The organism is Pseudomonas sp. HY13-MNA-CIBAN-0226 (assembly GCF_040310305.1).
GTDB classification, from domain to species: Bacteria; Pseudomonadota; Gammaproteobacteria; order Pseudomonadales; family Pseudomonadaceae; genus Aquipseudomonas; species Aquipseudomonas gregormendelii.
On the sequence record NZ_JBEOPS010000016.1, the window covers coordinates 143,608 to 160,450 of the forward strand.

The 16,843-nt window shown below is 61.9% G+C and carries 15 protein-coding genes; 6 read left to right on the forward strand and 9 right to left on the reverse strand.

What is annotated here, in order from left to right:
- Positions 1–11 precede the first annotated feature (11 nt).
- Positions 12–902, reverse strand: a complete 891-nt coding sequence (locus AAEZ05_RS18650) for a VOC family protein (protein WP_045058516.1) — start codon at positions 900–902, stop codon at positions 12–14.
- 199 nt (positions 903–1,101) lie between these two features.
- Between AAEZ05_RS18650 and AAEZ05_RS18655 the strand changes: the two genes are divergently transcribed.
- Both AAEZ05_RS18655 and AAEZ05_RS18660 read left to right on the forward strand, forming a co-directional pair.
- Entirely contained in the window at positions 1,102–2,274 is a 1,173-nt protein-coding gene (locus AAEZ05_RS18655; RefSeq protein ID WP_045058517.1) for an acyl-CoA dehydrogenase family protein, read from the forward strand.
- Positions 2,271–3,464: an acyl-CoA dehydrogenase family protein gene (locus tag AAEZ05_RS18660; RefSeq protein ID WP_350648410.1), complete on the forward strand. Its 1,194-nt coding sequence runs from the start codon at positions 2,271–2,273 to the stop codon at positions 3,462–3,464. The genes AAEZ05_RS18655 and AAEZ05_RS18660 overlap by 4 nt, the downstream gene beginning before the upstream one ends.
- Before the next feature lie 113 nt (positions 3,465–3,577).
- Here AAEZ05_RS18660 and AAEZ05_RS18665 read toward each other — a convergent pair whose 3' ends face one another.
- The 3 genes from AAEZ05_RS18665 to AAEZ05_RS18675 are packed head-to-tail and all read right to left on the reverse strand — an operon-like array spanning position 3,578 to position 5,735.
- Positions 3,578–4,213, reverse strand: coding sequence for a nuclear transport factor 2 family protein (locus AAEZ05_RS18665; protein WP_045058519.1), 636 nt, complete (start codon positions 4,211–4,213; stop codon positions 3,578–3,580).
- On the reverse strand, positions 4,213–4,986 hold the full coding sequence (locus tag AAEZ05_RS18670) for an SDR family NAD(P)-dependent oxidoreductase (RefSeq protein ID WP_045058520.1): 774 nt from the start codon (positions 4,984–4,986) through the stop codon (positions 4,213–4,215). The genes AAEZ05_RS18665 and AAEZ05_RS18670 overlap by 1 nt, the downstream gene beginning before the upstream one ends.
- 14 nt (positions 4,987–5,000) lie before the next feature.
- Positions 5,001–5,735 carry an SDR family NAD(P)-dependent oxidoreductase gene (locus AAEZ05_RS18675; protein WP_045058521.1) on the reverse strand — a complete coding sequence of 245 codons (735 nt, stop codon included), beginning with the start codon at positions 5,733–5,735 and terminating at the stop codon, positions 5,001–5,003.
- A gap of 275 nt (positions 5,736–6,010) precedes the next feature.
- Here AAEZ05_RS18675 and AAEZ05_RS18680 point away from each other — a divergent pair, with 275 nt between their 5' ends.
- On the forward strand, positions 6,011–6,844 hold the full coding sequence (locus AAEZ05_RS18680) for an alpha/beta fold hydrolase (protein WP_350648413.1): 834 nt from the start codon (positions 6,011–6,013) through the stop codon (positions 6,842–6,844).
- A 90-nt stretch (positions 6,845–6,934) separates the two neighbouring features.
- On the opposite strand, the gene AAEZ05_RS18685 is transcribed toward AAEZ05_RS18680, so the two are convergent.
- The 5 genes from AAEZ05_RS18685 to AAEZ05_RS18705 form a co-directional block, all read right to left on the reverse strand.
- The gene (locus tag AAEZ05_RS18685) at positions 6,935–8,164 is read right to left on the reverse strand and encodes an NADH:flavin oxidoreductase (protein WP_205893619.1); all 1,230 of its coding nucleotides are present in this window, start codon (positions 8,162–8,164) and stop codon (positions 6,935–6,937) included.
- A 72-nt stretch (positions 8,165–8,236) separates the two neighbouring features.
- Complete coding sequence (locus tag AAEZ05_RS18690) at positions 8,237–9,883, reverse strand: DUF1302 domain-containing protein (protein WP_052672974.1); 1,647 nt, start codon at positions 9,881–9,883, stop codon at positions 8,237–8,239.
- 94 nt (positions 9,884–9,977) lie between these two features.
- A complete protein-coding gene (locus AAEZ05_RS18695) occupies positions 9,978–11,594 on the reverse strand; it encodes a FadD3 family acyl-CoA ligase (protein ID WP_045058524.1) in 1,617 nt (538 codons plus the stop codon).
- 31 nt (positions 11,595–11,625) lie between these two features.
- The gene (locus AAEZ05_RS18700; RefSeq protein ID WP_350648416.1) at positions 11,626–12,648 is read right to left on the reverse strand and encodes a 2Fe-2S iron-sulfur cluster-binding protein; all 1,023 of its coding nucleotides are present in this window, start codon (positions 12,646–12,648) and stop codon (positions 11,626–11,628) included.
- A 78-nt stretch (positions 12,649–12,726) separates the two neighbouring features.
- On the reverse strand, positions 12,727–13,914 hold the full coding sequence (locus AAEZ05_RS18705; RefSeq protein ID WP_350648418.1) for an acyl-CoA dehydrogenase family protein: 1,188 nt from the start codon (positions 13,912–13,914) through the stop codon (positions 12,727–12,729).
- A 321-nt stretch (positions 13,915–14,235) separates the two neighbouring features.
- On the opposite strand from AAEZ05_RS18705, the gene AAEZ05_RS18710 reads away from it, so the two are divergent.
- The 3 genes from AAEZ05_RS18710 (at position 14,236) to AAEZ05_RS18720 (ending at position 16,842) form a co-directional block, all read left to right on the forward strand.
- Positions 14,236–15,009 carry a glucose 1-dehydrogenase gene (locus tag AAEZ05_RS18710; RefSeq protein ID WP_045058527.1) on the forward strand — a complete coding sequence of 258 codons (774 nt, stop codon included), beginning with the start codon at positions 14,236–14,238 and terminating at the stop codon, positions 15,007–15,009.
- A 68-nt stretch (positions 15,010–15,077) separates the two neighbouring features.
- A complete protein-coding gene (locus tag AAEZ05_RS18715) occupies positions 15,078–15,869 on the forward strand; it encodes a fumarylacetoacetate hydrolase family protein (RefSeq protein WP_045058528.1) in 792 nt (263 codons plus the stop codon).
- 46 nt (positions 15,870–15,915) lie between these two features.
- Positions 15,916–16,842, forward strand: a complete 927-nt coding sequence (locus AAEZ05_RS18720) for an acetaldehyde dehydrogenase (acetylating) (protein WP_122839829.1) — start codon at positions 15,916–15,918, stop codon at positions 16,840–16,842.
- Position 16,843: the final 1 nt, after the last annotated feature.

Here is a 16,843-nt window from a genome sequence, read left to right on the forward strand (position 1 = left end):
AGGATCATTCCTTACTGATGGCCGACCGAAAAGTCGTGCCCCCAAATGCTCACACGGGTGAACTCGAACGCCGAATGCTCGGCCCAGTCGACTTGCAAACCGCCAAAGCCGTACTCCAGATCAAAACCGGACGGCGTCTTCATGTAGAAACTGGTCATGCGATCGTTGAGGTGCTGGCCTAGGGTCGCGGACAGGGACACGTCATGGGCGTGCAGACGATCGTGCGCCCGGCCGACCTCGGTCATCGAATCGACCTCGACCATCACATGCACGCAACCTGACGGCACCGGGTACTCGGCGAGTGCCAGGCTGTGGTGGCGGGCGTTTTGACAATGCAGAAAGTGAATGCGAACCGCCGGCACCGATGGGTCGGGACGAAAGTTGAAAATATCCGAGAGCTCAAAACCCAGCACATCCTTGGCGAACGCCAGGGTGGCGTCGAAGTTTGGTGCTGGCAGCACGGTATGACCCAGGCCCATGTCGCCGGTGATGAACCGCGGCACCCCTTGGGGCGACACAAACGGCAGGCAATCGGAGCGATGACCCCAGCCCAGCTCATGACAGTTGCCCGACGGGTCGGTGACCTTGATCAGCGCCTGTACACCGCGCTGCTCGACCTCGATCGCAGAGCCCGGCTGCCATTCGATGCCGGCGGCGCTCAGGTGCTCGAGTGCAGACTTGAAGGCCGACTCGTTGGCCAACTCCCATCCGGAAGCCAGATAACGCGCCTCGCTCCCTTCGACGATCAGCATACGAAACGGACGCTCGTCCATCTTCACGTACAGGCCACCACCTGGGGCCGCCTGCACTTGCATGCCCAGCACGTCTTCGGCGTAACGCTGCCAATGACTGAGGTTTTCGATCTGCGAGACGAAATAGCTCAAACCGCGAATGTCGATCATGCCTTGGTCCTCGTTGGCTGAATGGGCTTTCGTGGTTGGCATTGTGCAAAGCGCCGCCCAAGGCTTCATCGTCCGTTGAGACTAAGCAGAGCTCGGCACAACGACGCGCAGCGGGTCAGTACTAGTCCGTTTTAGTGATTCGAACACCTCCCTCAACGCCACAGACTCGCGCATCCATTCGCATTGCAGAGACCGCCCCATGGAGTTCGCTTTTACCGAAGAACACCTGATGATTCGCGATAGCGCCGAGCGTTTCCTCGCCCAGGCCAGCGACTCGCATGCCGTGCGCGCCGCCATGAACCGGCCTGACGCTCATGATCCCGAGGTCTGGCAACGGATCGGCCAGGAACTGTACTGGCCGGCGCTGATGGTGCCGGAACGCTTTGGCGGCATGGGCCTGGGCTTTGTAGAGCTGGCCATTCTGCTGGAACAAAGCGGTCGCTATCTGCTGGGTTCGCCGCTGTTCGCCACTGCCTGCCTGGCCACCCCGGCACTGCTGCTGGGGCACAACGAACCCGTAAAGGAGCACTGGCTGGGGGCGATTGCCGCCGGTGAAACACGTGCCACCCTGGCCTTCGCCAGCCTTCCGGGACTGGAGCCTGGCAGTGTGCAAGCCGTGGCCGCAACGCGCCCTGGAGGTTGGACCCTTGACGGCCACTACGCACAGGTCATCGACGGCGCCTGCGCCGACCTGCTGATCGTCGCCGCTCGCGCCCCAGGCACTCAGGGCGAACGAGGCATCAGCCTGTTCGTCTTGCCTGGCAATACGCCTGGCGTCGTACGTACCCCCCTGGCAACCCTGGACCAGACCCGTCGCCTTGCCCGCATTGAACTGCATGAAGTGCAGGTCAGCGAGTCACAACAACTGTGCGGTCCAGACCAAGGCTGGGCGGTGCTGCGTAGCACCCTGCTGATTGCCACTGCCGGCCTTGCCGCCGAACAAACCGGGGGCGCGCAGCAGGCCCTGGACCTGACCCTGGCCTACATTGCTGAACGCCGGCAATTCAAGCGCACTATCGCCAGCTTTCAGGCAATCAAGCACCGCTGTGCCGACATGATGCTGCAAGTCGAGTGCGCCCGGTCGGCAGCCTACTATGCCGCCTGCGTGGCCCAGGAATGCCTGGCCCCCCAAGGCGATGCCGCCGTGGCCCAGGAGCTTGAGCAGGCCGCCGCCACGGCAAAAATCCATGCCAGCGAGGCGTTTTTCAACTGCGCCGCCGAGTCGATCCAGCTGCATGGCGGCGTCGGGTTCACCTGGGAATACGACCCACACCTGTATTTCAAACGAGCCCGCGCCAGCGAGCACCTGCTAGGCAGCCCGGCGTTGCACCGCGAGCGCCTGGCCAAGCACCTGTTGGGAGAACAACCATGAGAATCGGATTCAGTCGTGCAGACGAAATGTTCCGTGAAGAAGTTTCCCGGTGGCTGGCCGAGCACCTGAGCGGGGAATTTGCCCCACTGCGCTTTCGCGGCGGTCCGGGGGATGAACACAGCTTTCCTGAGGAGCGCAAGGCCTGGGAGCGCCGGCTTGCCGCAGGTGCCTGGATCGGCGTCGGCTGGGCCAGGGAGCACGGCGGACGAGGACTTTCCATCAGCCAGCAGGTGATCTTCCATGAGGAGTATGCCCGCGCCGGTGGCCCCGGGCGCATGGGGCATATCGGCGAAGGCCTGGTCGGCCCGACACTCGCCGCCTTCGGTACCCCGGCGCAGCAAAAGCGCTTGCTGCCCGGGATCCTCGAGGGCCGCCAATTCTGGTGCCAGGGCTATTCGGAACCCGGAGCCGGTTCGGACCTTGCCAACGTACAGACCCGGGCGAAACTGGATGCCACGGGTGAACACTGGCTGATCAGCGGGCAGAAGGTCTGGACCTCCCTGGCCCACGAAGCCGATTGGTGTTTCGTGCTGGCGCGCACCGAGGCTAGCAGCCAAGGGCATCACGGCTTGTCATTCCTGTTGGTGCCGATGGCCCAGGACAGCATCCGCGTACAACCGATCCAGCAACTGACCGGCACCAGTGAATTCAACGAGGTGTTCTTCGACCAGGCCATCACGAGTGCCGATAACCTGATCGGACAACCAGGCGATGGCTGGAAGATCGCCATGGCGCTCCTGGGTTTTGAGCGCGGCGTATCCACCCTGGGTCAGCAGATGCAGTTTCACAACGAACTCGATGAGATCATCCGCATCGCCCGCGCCAACGGCGCCGCACGCGACCCGCTGCTGCGTCAGCGCATCGCCCAGGCCTGGAGCGGGCTCAAAGTATTGCGCTACAACTCTTTGCGCATGCTCTCAGGCCCTCAAGACGGTAGCCTCAGTCGCGAAGCGATGATCTACAAACTGGCCTGGTCCACCTGGCACAGCGACCTGGGCAAACTGGCGATGGACGTACTGGGCGATGACGGGGAAATCCTCGACGGCGCGCCCTACCAGCTCAGTCGCCTGCAGTCGCTGTTCCTGTTTACCCGCTCCGACACCATCTATGGCGGCAGCAATGAGATTCAGCGCAACGTGATTGCCGAACGGGCATTGGGCATGCCACGTGAACCACGAGGCCCTCATTAACAACAGCGCCTGAAAAGATTGATGCTTGCGTGAGATGCAGACACAGCAAGGGGGAGCAAGCTCCCCCTTCTGATTTCACTGGTAACGCTCCATGCTCGGGAACGATCGGCCCTTCAGCGCACACGAATCCTGGGGTCATCGGCCCCGCGACGCAGCGCTTTGAGAAAGCCTTCCAGCGGAGCCGGCTCGGCGATCTGCGGCAAGGCGTCCTTGTCCGGGCGCTGTGTCCAGAAATCCTCCCAGGAAGGGAAAAGTTCGTGGAAGGAGCCGGCGTACGGTTCGCGCCCGGGCCAGCGCATTTTCAAACCGCCGATGGGTGGTTTGTTCAGGTCGGTCGCATACCAGTAGCATGGCAAGCGGCGACGGAAGCACCAGCGCCCGTCGATTCGCTCATAGTCGTCCCAGTACAGCATCTGCATGATGACCCACTCGGGACCGGTCTCATGTTCGTTCTTCGAATACACCACGCCGGTGGCGTGATCGGCATCGCTGAACTCAATGATGTGTTGGCCCAAGTGATGTGAAGTGCCGTGAAATTGCTTGCGCATGGTTTCGTCCAGCCACACCTTCAGGTGCGCCCGGCCGCTCTTGTCGCGCCCCACGCGCACGTCCGGGGCGAAGCAGTTGGCCATGGCATCCATATCACGCATGTCCAGCGCCAGGGCATATTTGCCGGCCAGTTGGCGAATCGCGTCCAGCGACTCCAGTCGATCGATGCGCGCAAGCAATGCGCTCGAGTCCTGGCTCATCAGTCGAGCACCGTGTACAGGTCCGAACCGCGCCCGCCGTCGACCGCCAGGCTGGCGCCGGTGACGTACGAAGCCTCGTCGCTGGCCAGAAACAGAATCGCGTTGGCCAGCTCCACCGGCAGGCCGACCCGTTTCATCGGGATCACTTTTTCAGTGTTGGTACGGGTCTTGGCGTCACCCAGCATGCCGGCTGTGGCCGGGGTATCAACCACGCCCGGGATGATCACGTTGCAGCGAATGTTGTGCGGTGCGCCTTCGCTGGCCGCCGCACGGCTGAAGTTGATGACCGCCGCCTTGGCCGCGGAGTAGCCGGCCATCCAGGCGGTGCCGAACAGGCCGCAGATAGACGCGATATTGACGATCGAACCACCGCCCTGCTCTTTCATCAACTGCATCGCGGTACGGGTGCCCCAGAAGGTGCCGTCCACGGTGGTCGCAAAGTTGGCGTGCCAGTCTGCGGTGGTCATTGTGTCGATACCACCCCACGTGTAAGCCATGGCGTTGTTGACCAGAATGTCCAGACGCCCGTGCCGTTGTGCAGTCGCTTGAAGCGCGTCGACGTAGGCCTGCTCATTGCTGACATCGGCCACGGCGATGTCGGCCTGCCCACCCTGGGCCAGGATTTTCTCCTGCACACCTTGCAACGGTTCGATGCGACGACCGCACAACACCACAGTGGCGCCTTCTTCGGCGAATCGCAGCGCGGTGGCTTCGCCAATGCCGGAACCGGCGCCGGTAACGAAGGCGATTTTTCCTTGTAAACGCTTGCTCATGAGTGTCTCCCTGATTAGATAAAGGCCATGCCACCGTTGACGGCGATGTTCTGCCCGGTCATGAAGCTGGCGTCTTCGCTGGCCAGGAACACCGCGACCCTGGCGATCTCGTCGGTTTCGCACATGCGGCCCAAGGGCACGTTTTTCAGCAGCGCCTGCATGTAGTCATCGGGGATGCCCGCCATCATTGGGGTGTTGGTGGGGCCCGGCACCAGGGTGTTGACGCGTATGCCACTGGCTGCCAGTTCACGGGCAATTGAGCGGGTCAGGCCCATCACGCCGGCTTTCGAGGCACAGTAGTGGCTTGGGCCATCACCGGTCAGCGCGGCAGTGCTGGAGAGGTTGATGATTGCGCCCTTGCGGCCACCCTTGACCATCAGCCTGGCGCCTTCACGGCAGCACAGGAAGGTTCCACCCAGGTTGACCCCGATCACCCGCGCCCAGCTCTCGTCCGGGGTATCGAGGAAGCTGTCCAGCGCGCCCACGCCGGCGTTATTGACCAGGATGTCGAGGCCGCCAAAGTGCTGCTCCGCCTGGCCCATGGCGTCCGCCACGGACGCACCGTCACCGACGTTACAGGCCAGGGCCAGTACCTGGTCACCCAGATCCGCCAGGCTCTCGGCCAGGGCCGCCTGATTGAGGTCCACAGCCACCACCTTGGCGCCTTCGGCGACAAAACCACGCACGATGGCCTGGCCCATGCCCTGGGCGGCACCGGTCACGAACGCCACTTTGTTGAGTAACTTCATAGCAATCTCCGAATGTGCAAATACGCTGCGGCCCGCTGCCCTTGCAATGGAGCCGTCCCCTGCATGATTAGCGGTAAGCGCCTGGGCACACATCGTCCGATGGGACTAGCGCCTGAGTGGTCTGAACGGACGATGTGTGCAGCGCTGTCAGCCCCCAGCATTAGCATTGCGCGCACCACGTCAGTCTCCGCGTCCCCCTTCAACTCGCTGCATTCAATCGGCTGCAGTGCCTGGCATGGCTGCGCGTCATGAATCCGCAGACAATGGAGAACCCCATGAACCAATCCGTAGACTTGCCCCTGCCCGTCGGCCATTACGCAAACCTGCCAAACGGCCTGTGTCTGCACTATCTGGATGAGGGAGCAGGCCCCGTGGTGCTGTGGCTGCACGGCAGCGGGCCGGGCGCCAGTGGCTTCAGCAACTTCAAAGGCAACTACCCGCAATTGGCAGCCGCGGGCTATCGCAACATCGTGCTTGACCTCCCGGGTTTCGGCCGATCGGACAAGCCCGAGGACGTCCAGTACAACCTCGATTTTTTCGTCGACTGCGTGGCCGCGTTCCTGGAGTGCATCGGCGTGCGGCGTTGCACGCTGCTGGGTAATTCGTTGGGGGGCGCGATCGCCCTTGGCCTGGCCCTGCGCCTGCCGCAACTGCCACAGAGCCTGATCCTGCTGGCTCCGGGCGGTGTCGAAGAACGCGAGACCTACTTCAAGATGGAAGGCATCGTACGCATGGTCAGCCTGTTCAGCGCTGGTCCCATCGGAATGGAAGAGATGCGCAGCATGATGCGCCTGCAGCTGTTCGACGATTCGATTCTGCCGGAAAGCCTGCTACAGGAACGCGTAGCGGTGGCAGCGACCCAGCCGAAAAACCTGTTCAGCACCATGATGGTTCAGAACATGCAGGCGCGCCTGGGTGAGATCCAATGCCCGATCCTGGGCTTCTGGGGTACCGACGATCACTTCAACCCTGTCAGTGGTGCCCAGCGCATCATTGACGGTGCGGCCAATGCCCGGTTTATCGTGCTCAACCGTTGCGGGCATTGGGTCCAGGTGGAACACCGGGAATTGTTCAACCGCAGCTGCATCGACTTCCTGCAACACGGCTGATCCGGGCGGCGCGGTGTACGTGCTGCACCGCGTTATCTCTCTTCGCCGGCAAGCCTCGTTCCCCCGGAGCCGGGCCTTGACGTATATCCGTTACCCCGCTGCTGGCTGACGGTTCAACTCGGCGTCGCCGGGCTTGCCCAGTACGCAGGACGTGCCGCCGGGGGTGTACATCATTGCCACGCAGCGGTTGCAGGCCGTGCAAATCGAATCGCGACTGACGCCGCTGGCGAGTTTATTGACGTAGTCTTGCTCGGCCAGCAACACCCGCCCCATGGCGACCAGGTCAAAGCCCTCGGCCATGACCTGTTCAATGCTCGACAGGCTCTTGGCTCCGCCCAGGTAAGCCAGGGGCATCTTGACCGCCGCGCGTACTTTGCGCGCGTGTTCCAACAGATACAGCTCGCGGAACTCTACCGTCGGCTCTTTACGGCGCTGAATGGCCATGGCCAGGGCGATGATCTTGTTTTTCTGCTGCACGCGGTTTTCCTTGGGAAAGGAAGAGCCGAACATGGTGGTGATCGATTCCGCGTTCATCCCGGCGCTGAGCACCAGCAAGTGCGCGCCTTCATCCTCCAGCATGCGGGCGATCTGGGCTCCGTCTTCGGCACTGTTACCGGCGCGCACGCCTTCGGTGATGCTGTATTTGCAGATCACCGCCATCTCCTGGCCGACCGCATCGAGCACCGCGCGCAGCACCCGTCGCGGAAAGCGCAGGCGGTTTTCCAGACTGCCGCCGTACTGGTCGCGGCGCTTGTTGTACATCGGCGAAATGAACTGGCTCAACAAGTAGCCATGACCCATGTGGATTTCCACTGCGTCAAAACCTGCCTGGCGCGCCAGCCGCGCGCCTTGGACGAAATCGTGCACCACTTGCTGCATATCGGCTTCGTTCATCGCCTGCTTGAGAAACATGCCACTCATCAGGCCTATCTTGTTGAAGCCTCCGCTGGCTGAAAGCGGACGTTTGGTTGAGCGCTCGCGAATAAAGGTGAAGCAGCCACCATGGGTGATCTGCGCGCTGGCCAGGCCACCGGACTCGTGCACGGCGTCGGTCAGGGCCTTGAAGTGCGGCACGCTGGATTGAGCGAGGATCAACTGGTTGGGCAAGGTGCGGCCATCAGTGCTCACTGCGCAGTAAGCCACGGTGGTCAGGGCGATTCCGCCAGCGGCGAGGGACGAGTGCAGCTTGACCAGTTGTTTGGAAGGCACACCCTGGGCGCTCATGCCCTCATTGGTGGCGGCCTTGATAAAGCGGTTCTTCAGGATCAGCGGTCCGATCTTGACGGGGCTGAACGCAGATGGGATTGAACGAGGGTTCATGGCAGGCCTCTTTATTTTTATCAGGCTAAAAACGAAGCGCTGCGTCGCCACGTCGCGACGCAGCGATAATCTTCAGAAGGTGTATTTGGCGTTCAACGACAGGTAATCCCGGTCAGCCAGGAACCGCCCCTGGGCGACATCCGGAGAACTCAAGTAGGCGATATAGGTCATGCCAACCTGAAAGTTACCCAGATACTTGAAGTCTCCCCCCACAGTCAGGCGCTTCTCGTCGCGCCCCAGGCCCTGGTAGGCGCTACCGTCGAGGTTCTGTGTCCATACCACCTTGGTGCTCAGGTCCAGGCCGTTGGCGATGGACGGGTAGTCCATGTAGACGCCCACGCCCAGCAGGGTCGAGCCACGGGTCTGGGTCTGCGACTCGAACTGGTCAAAGGTGCCGTCAACGCCAGCTCCGCCACCGGTGATGGTCAGGCTGTCCACCCCGTCGATGTGTTGATGCACCACTTCGCCCATCACGGTGGTCTGTTGGGCCAGCATGCTTGGGCCGAGGATGTACGAGGCGTTGAGGTTGCCTTGCCAGATCTGCCCGGTAGTCGGCGCACCGTTGTTGAGGTAGACCGAGGCGCCATCACGGTAGCTCAGGTCACCGGCGTACTGCACCGAGTCGCCGACCTTGGAGCTGAAGCTGATCCCGGTCAGTTCTACGTCTTCGAAGTACCCCAGGCGATAGGTCGGTGCGCTGGAATCATGACCGATGCCCTTGAGCGATGAGTATTGGGTGTTACCCGTAAAGTCGAAGAATAATGAGCCCACCCGCTCGTGATAGCGGTAGTGGAACAGCCCCACTTCGGTGTTTTCGGTGATTCGGTAGCGTACCCCCACCCCCCATTGGCCGCTGTCTCTGGCGTCTTTTTCACCGGCATAACCGACCGCCAGGCCGTTTGGCAGGCTGTCGACTACCCCAGCGCCCAGACGATAGAACTCGGCACCGGGTCCGAAGGTGTCGCTGCCGAAATAATCGCCCACAGGGTTGAGCTGGGTTTTTTCCCATTCGTACTGGTAATAGCCGACCAGCGCCAGGTCTTCGTTCAGCGACCACGACCCGGACACCTGCCCCACCGGCAGGTACGAGTCCTTGGCCTCGGTACCCGGCACATTGAATTTGGTGGCATCCACCGGGGCCTGCCCCTGGCTGATGTTGGCCCAGAACAGGCTCTCGCCCCATGCCACCAGGTGCCGCCCGGCCTTGAGCGACAGATACTGGGTCTCGCCGACGTCGAAGTTGCCATACACATAGGCATCGAGCAGCCGCGCGGTGCTGCCGCTCAGCCGGCGGGTTTCGTCACTGAAGCCGTCGTTGTGTCCGGTCTTGTTCACCGTCTGCGCCGAGTCGTTGGCGTTTTTCTGGTTGTAGACATCGTCATAGAACTGACTCCCGCGCACTACCGCACCGAGGTTGTCATGTTTGAGTTGCAGTTCGCCGAACAGACTCAGGCGGTTATTGATCAATGAGCCGCGCTTGAAATTTCGCGTGCCGTCGTCGTTGTTCGGGTCATTGAGGTATTGACTGGCCTGCTTGGCGGTACGCATGGAGGCGGTGTAGTTGACCGTCAGCGACGAATCCAGGGTGGTGTTTTCCCCCAATTCGACGGTCGGCGCGGCGCTGGCCGTGGCACTGGCCACCGTGATGGCTGTCGCCAACAGGCAGCGTCCATCGATCGTTCTCCCCGGACGGCGCGCAACAAGGTTTCGGGTAAACATGCTCATCTCCTTTTTTGTTGTTCTGGCTTGTGTCCTCACAGCATGAAAAAAACCACTTTCGCGCACATCGTCCGTTTGGTGAGATGAGCGTTTGTTACGCCAGCACGCCATTGGCCACCATCGCGCGCAGTTCGCTCTTCACAACCTTGCTCGACGGATTGAGCGGCAAGGCGCGGAAAAAACGCACCTGGCGCGGCACCTTGTAATTGGCCATTTGCTCACGACTCCAGGCAATCAGTTGTGCCTCGTCGAGCTCTGCGCCCTCGCGCAGCACAACGCAGGCACAGCCGACTTCGCCCATGCGCTCATCGGCAATGCCAATCACCGCCACCTGGGCAATCGCCGGATGCCGGATCAATGCCGCTTCGATTTCCGCCGGGTAGCAGTTGAAGCCACCGACGATGAACATGTCTTTCAGTCGATCGGTGATGATCAGGTTGCCCGCTTTATCCAGGCGCCCGACATCGCCGGTGTGGAGCCAGCCATCGGCGTCGATGACTTCGCGGGTCGCTTCGGGGTCCTGGAAATAGCCCTGCATGATGTGAAAGCCACGCAGGCAGATCTCACCGGTTTGCCCTGGATCCAGCGCCTGGTTATGCGGATCGCGAATACTTGCTTCAGTGCCGGCAATAGGCCGTCCGCTGGTGCCGGCGATCACCTGCGCCGAGTCTTGTGGGTCGCAGATAGTCGCAAGCCCCCCGCATTCGGTCAGGCCGTAGGCAGTGGTCACCACGGCAAACCCCAACTCGTTGCGCATGCGTTCTATCAGGCTCGGCGGAATACTCGCTGAACCGGTCACCGCGATGCGCAAGCTCGACAGGTCGGTCTGCTTGAGCTGCGGATGCGCAAGCAGCGAGAGGTACAGGGTCGGCGCGCCGGGCAAGACGCTGATGCGCTCGCGGGCGATGCGCTGGAACACTTGTTCGGCGTCGAACACCGCATGGGGCAGGATGGTCGCTCCGCCGATCAGGCAAGTCAGCCAGCCGGCTTTATAGCCGAAGGCATGAAAGAACGGGTTTACGATCAGGTAACGGTCACCCGGCACCAGGCCGATGACCTTGACGTATTCAGTAAAAGCCCGCAGGTTCTGGCCATGCCCGCTCATCACACCTTTGGGTTTGCCGGTGGTGCCGGACGTGAACAACAGGTCGCACATGGCCTGGGGGTCGACCGCTAATGCGCGTTGCCTGGCGCTGTCGGCATCGACGGTTACCGCACCACACAGAAACTGTTGAAGCGTCAGGTCCGCAGGCGATTCGGGCGTATCGCCATCGAGTATCACCAGATGCTGGAGGCTGGCCGGTCGATGGGGTGCGAGGAGCGCCGGGTAATCCACATCGAGAAATCGCTGCTGGACAAACAACAGCCGGCAGCCGCTGCGTTCCAGCACATCGGCGGCCTCAAGCCCCTTCATGCGCGTGTTAATCGGCACCAGCACCGCACCTGCACACTGAATGCCCAGCGCGGCGAGGATCCAGTCACCGCTGTTCGGGGCCCAGATACCGACCCTGTCACCGGGCTGGATACCCACAGCCATCAGGCCCCGGGCAAAGCTCATGACGCGTTCGGGCAGTTGGGCGTAGTCGATGCAGTGGCCGTTGTCCTCAATGGCAGTGCGACCGGCGTGACGTTCGGCGCTACTGAAGACTAACTGGGCAAAGTTGACGGGGGCGGCGCTCAGGGGCGCGGCAAGATTCAGGCTCTGATTCATCGTGGGCTCGGGCTTGGCATCATTGGGGGCTTCACTCTGGAAAGCGGATACGCAATTGCGCGCTGGTGGGCACTGCCTGACAGGCAAGAATCCAGCCTTCGGCCAGGTCACCCGCATCCAGGGCATCGTTGTGCAGCAGCTCGACATCGCCGCTTACCAGCGTGCACATGCACGAAGCGCAGCCACCCACGCGGCAGGCGCTGGGAGGCTTGAGACCGGCACGTTCCATCGCAGCCAGCAAGGTCTCGCCGGTGTCGCAGGCCAAGTGGTGGTCCTCGCCATCCAGGCGCACGGCGAGTTGGGCGGCCACTGCAGCCTCGATGCTTGCCACCTGTGGCAGCTCGCCTTCGCCGGGCAGCGACACGAACCGCTCGACATGCACTCGGCGCTCCGGCATGCCCAGGTCCTTTAACGCATTGACGGCGGCGTCCATGAACGGGCCCGGTCCACAAATGAACGCCTGCGCATCGATAAACGGCCGCGCCAGTTCGGCCAGTTGTCCGACGCTTGGGATGCCCTGTACCGAATCGAGCCAGTGGACGATTTGCAAGCGTTGCGGGTGGGCGCTGGCCAGGTGCCGGAGTTCATCGCGGAAAATCACTGAGGATTCATCGCGGTTGGCGTAGATCAGCAAGACCCGGCCGGTTCCGGCGAGCAACGCCGAACGCAGGATCGACAGCACCGGGGTCACGCCACTGCCGCCGCCGAACAGCAGTAAATCGCCGTCGAGGCTACGCGGCACAAATACCCCGGCAGGTGGCAGTACCTCCAGGGTCTGGCCGGCCTGCAACTCGCTGCACAGCCAGTTCGAAGCGCGGCCCTCGTGCACACGTTTGACCGTTACCCGCAAGGGCTCATCCAGCAATGGCGTGCTCGACAATGAGTAGCAACGGGGCAGCCAACCGCCCTCGAAGGGCACTCGCAAGGTCAGGAACTGGCCGGGTTGATAGTGGAAGCGTTCACCCAGATGCTCCGGCACGTCGAAAACCAGGGAGCGCGCATCGGCGGTTTCCTCGATCACTCGTGCCACACGCAGGGCAAGATAATTGTTCATAGATCAGCTACTCATGACCACCTGCCCGTGTATTACGGGCGGGTGTAGACCCAAGGAGTCAAAACGGGCGCCATGGCTTCAGACGTAAGGGTCCGGATTGGGCAAACCCAGCATCACCGCGCCGTAACTGCGCCCGTAAGCCATGTAATTGTTGGCAATGTGTCCACGTGCCTGGTGCAGGTCGCGGAACAGTCGCGCCACCGGGTTGGTGTTGTACAAGCCTGAAGCGGCCATGCTGCGCAGCAGGTCGTTGGCCCGTTCAGCGCAAATATTGGTCACGTAGGCCGACTGGTAGCGATACAACAGCCGGGTTTCGGTATCCGGGTATTCGCCGGCGCGGGCCAGGCTCATGAGGTGCTCGTAGTTGCGTTCCAGCACCAGGCGCAGGCTGTCGACGGTGATCATCGCTTCGGCAATGGCGGTTTGCGCCACAGGATCGTCTGCGGTACGGGCACCGTGCTTGCCGATATGTTTGGCGGCATTGTCACGGAACTCGTTGATCGCACCCTGCAGGGCGCCAATGGCCGATGTGGAGACGGCGCGGGAGAACACCTGGGCAAACGGGATCGCGTAGATCGGGTTGGTGTTGACGTGGCGCCCGGGCGTCGCATCGAGCGTCCAGTTATTGGTGCGCTGCACGCGATGGGCGGGGACGAATACATCCTCGACCGTGATGTCATGGCTTCCGGTGCCGCGCAGGCCCATGACGTCCCAATTGCGCTCAATCTGGTAGTCCTTGCGTGGCAACAGGAAGGTGCCGTGCTCGGCGGCCTGTTCGCCATCGGGCGGCAGTATTCCTCCCAGAAGCACCCATTGGCAGTGCTCACTGCCGCTGGAGAACCCCCAGCGCCCGCTGATGCGGTAACCGCCCTCGACCACCGTGACCCTGGCCGCCGGCATGTAGGTCGAGCAGATCAATGCATTGTGGTCATCCGCCCAGACTTCGCGCTGGGTTTCAATCGGGTAACGGGCCAGTTGCCATGGATGAACCCCCATCACGCCATATATCCAGGCAGTGGACATGCAGCCTTCGGCAAGGATGGTCTGGATTTCGAAGAAGGTGCGCGGGTCCACTTCATATCCACCAAACGCCCGTGGCTGCATGGCCCGTAGCAGTCCAGTGGACTGCAACTCGAGCACGGTCTCCACCGGTATCTTCAAGTCCTTGTCGGCCTGCGCCGTGCGCGCCTTGAGGGCGGGCACCATGCTGCGCGCACGCTCAATCAGATATCGTTCGTCCTGGGTCTTTTCTCGCATGCTGTGCATCACTCAACTCTCCCGATCTCACTGCGCCACTGCGCGAGTTGTGATCAATCATCGGATCGAGCGCACGATCATTCATCGTCAAAGCGGACTAGGGGGCCGTACGGTTTGCACCGGTTGCGAGAGCCGGGTTCTTCCTGGGTAGGAGCTGCCGCAGGCTGCGATCTTTTGATCCTGTTATTTAGAAGCAGGATCAAAAGATCGCAGCCTGCGGCAGCTCCTACGGGGTATGTGCCCTGCTTGATAGTCCATTGAGACGATGCTGGCTACGGTCGTTGCGACGATAGTCAACCCATCAACCATCGACCCCACGGAGCAAGGGCCATGAGTATTTTGCAGCGTTTCCAGATGCACGGCAGCGTCGCCATCGTCACCGGCAGCGGCCGGGGAATCGGTCGGGCGATTGCCTTGGCGTACGCCGAAGCCGGCGCAGATGTGGTGTGCTCGGCGCGGTCACTGGACGAAGTCCAGGCCGTGGCCGAAGAAGTTCGCGGCCTTGGACGACGCGCCCTGGCGGTCGCGTGTGACGTCAACGACGCCGAGCAACGCCATGCGCTGGTGCGTCAGAGCGTGGAGCAAATGGGTCGTATCACTCACCTGGTGAACAATGTCGGCGGTGGCGGTCCGAATGATCCGCTGGCGATGTCGCCCGAGCAGTTCGCTCAGGTGCTGAACTTCAACGTCGCCACCAGCTACGCCTTCTGCCAATTGTGTGTGCCGCTGATGCGCGAGGCAGGCGGCGGCAACATCATCAATATCAGCTCGGTAGCGGCACGCTATGCGCAGCGCCATTTCAGTGCCTACGGCACCGCCAAGGCTGCCCTCAGCCATCTGACCCGCCTGCTGGCCCAGGACTTCGCACCGCAGGTTCGGGTCAACGCTGTCGCACCCGGCCCTACCCTGACTGAAGCGCTCAATGGCGTGATGCCGAGTGCCATGCGCCAAGTCATGGAAAGCAACACTCCACTCAAGTGCCTGGGTACCCCGCAAGATATTGCTGCCGCCGCGCTGTATCTGGCCAGCCCGGCCTCGGCCTGGGTGACTGGCAAGGTTATCGACGTCGATGGCGGCGCAGACTCGTCGGTCTGGCCCGGCTAAGCAGCTGTTTTTGGCCCGCCCCTGATGACGCCGGGCGGGTTTTTTTTCCACATGACTGGAGCCCTGCCATGGACGCTCATTTGATCAACACGCTTGGCGACGAATTGTTCAACGCCTTGCGCAGCCGTCAGACCCTGGCGCCTCTGACCCGGCGCTACCCTCAGATCACCCTGGAACAGGCCTACCGGATTTCCTTGCACTTCCTGCAACGTCGCGAGGCACTTGGCGAGCAGGTGATTGGCAAGAAAATCGGGGTGACCAGCCGCGCCGTACAGGAAATGCTGGACGTGCACCAGCCAGACTTCGGTTTCCTCACCAATGCCATGCAGGTCGAGGATGGCTGCGAAGTCAGCCTCGCCCGTTACAACCTGATCCAGCCGAGGGCCGAGGGCGAGATCGCCTTTATTCTCGGCGAAGATTTACAAGGCCCCGGCATCAGCGCCGAGGACGTACTCGCTGCCAGTCAATGGGTCGTGCCGTGTTTCGAGATTGTCGACTCAAGAATCGATGACTGGCAGATCCGTATCCAGGACACCGTGGCCGACAACGCTTCCTGTGGCGTGTTTGCCCTTGGCGCCCAGCGCACCGATCCGCGCTCGCTGGACCTTGCCGCCGTGCACATGCAAATGCTTAAAAACGGCCAGCCGGCAGGCTCGGGACTGGGCTCGGCGGTACAAGGCCACCCCTGCGCAGCCGTGGCCTGGCTGGCCAATACCCTGGGCGAGCTGGGCATTCCGTTCCGCCGCGGCGAGATCATTCTCTCCGGTGCCCTGGCGCCGCTGGTGCCCGTAGTCGCCGGTGACCACATCAGTCTTTCCATGAGTGGCCTGGGCGAAGCCAGCCTGCGCTTTGTCCCTTGATCACCCTGCACGCCCTTCCCTTTCTCCCTTCCTGGAGCCAAAGACCATGAACAAAAAGATCAAATGCGCGCTGATCGGGCCGGGCAACATCGGAACCGACCTGTTGTACAAATTGATGCGCAGTGACGTGCTGGAACCGGTGTGGATGGTGGGCATCGACGCCACCTCCGAAGGCCTCGCCCGGGCTCGCGAGCTGGGCCTGAAGACCACGGCCGAGGGTGTCGACGGATTGCTGCCTCATGTGCTGGAAGACCAGATCCAGATTGCCTTCGATGCCACTTCGGCCTACGTGCACGCGCAAAATTCGCGCAAACTCAATGCCTTGGGCGTGTTGATGATCGACCTCACGCCAGCAGCCATCGGCCCGTATTGCGTACCGCCGGTCAACCTCAAGGCTCAACTGGGCCTGGGCGTCATGAACGTCAACATGGTCACTTGCGGCGGCCAGGCCACCATTCCGCTGGTGGCAGCGGTGTCCAGCGTACAACCGGTAGAATATGCCGAAATCATCGCCACCGCCGCTTCCAAATCAGTCGGGCCCGGCACCCGAAAAAACATCGACGAATTCACCCGTACCACCTCCAGGGCAGTGGAAAAAGTCGGCGGCGCGAAGAAAGGCAAGGCAATCATCATCATCAACCCCGCCGAGCCGCCGCTGATCATGCGCGATACCGTGCATTGCCTGACAGTCACTGAGCCCGACCAGCCGGCGATCACGGCCGCTATCGAGGCCATGATCGAGCAAGTGCAGCGCTATGTGCCCGGCTACAAGCTGGTTAATGGCCCGGTGTTCGACGGCAATCGGGTGTCGATTTTCATGGAGGTCGAAGGCCTGGGCGACTACCTGCCCAAGTACGCCGGCAACCTCGACATCATGACGGCTGCGGCGGCACGCACGGCCGAGATGTTCGCCGAGGAAATCCTCAAGGGCGAACTGGTTCTGCAAGCCACCGGCTTAACCGCCAACGCATAAG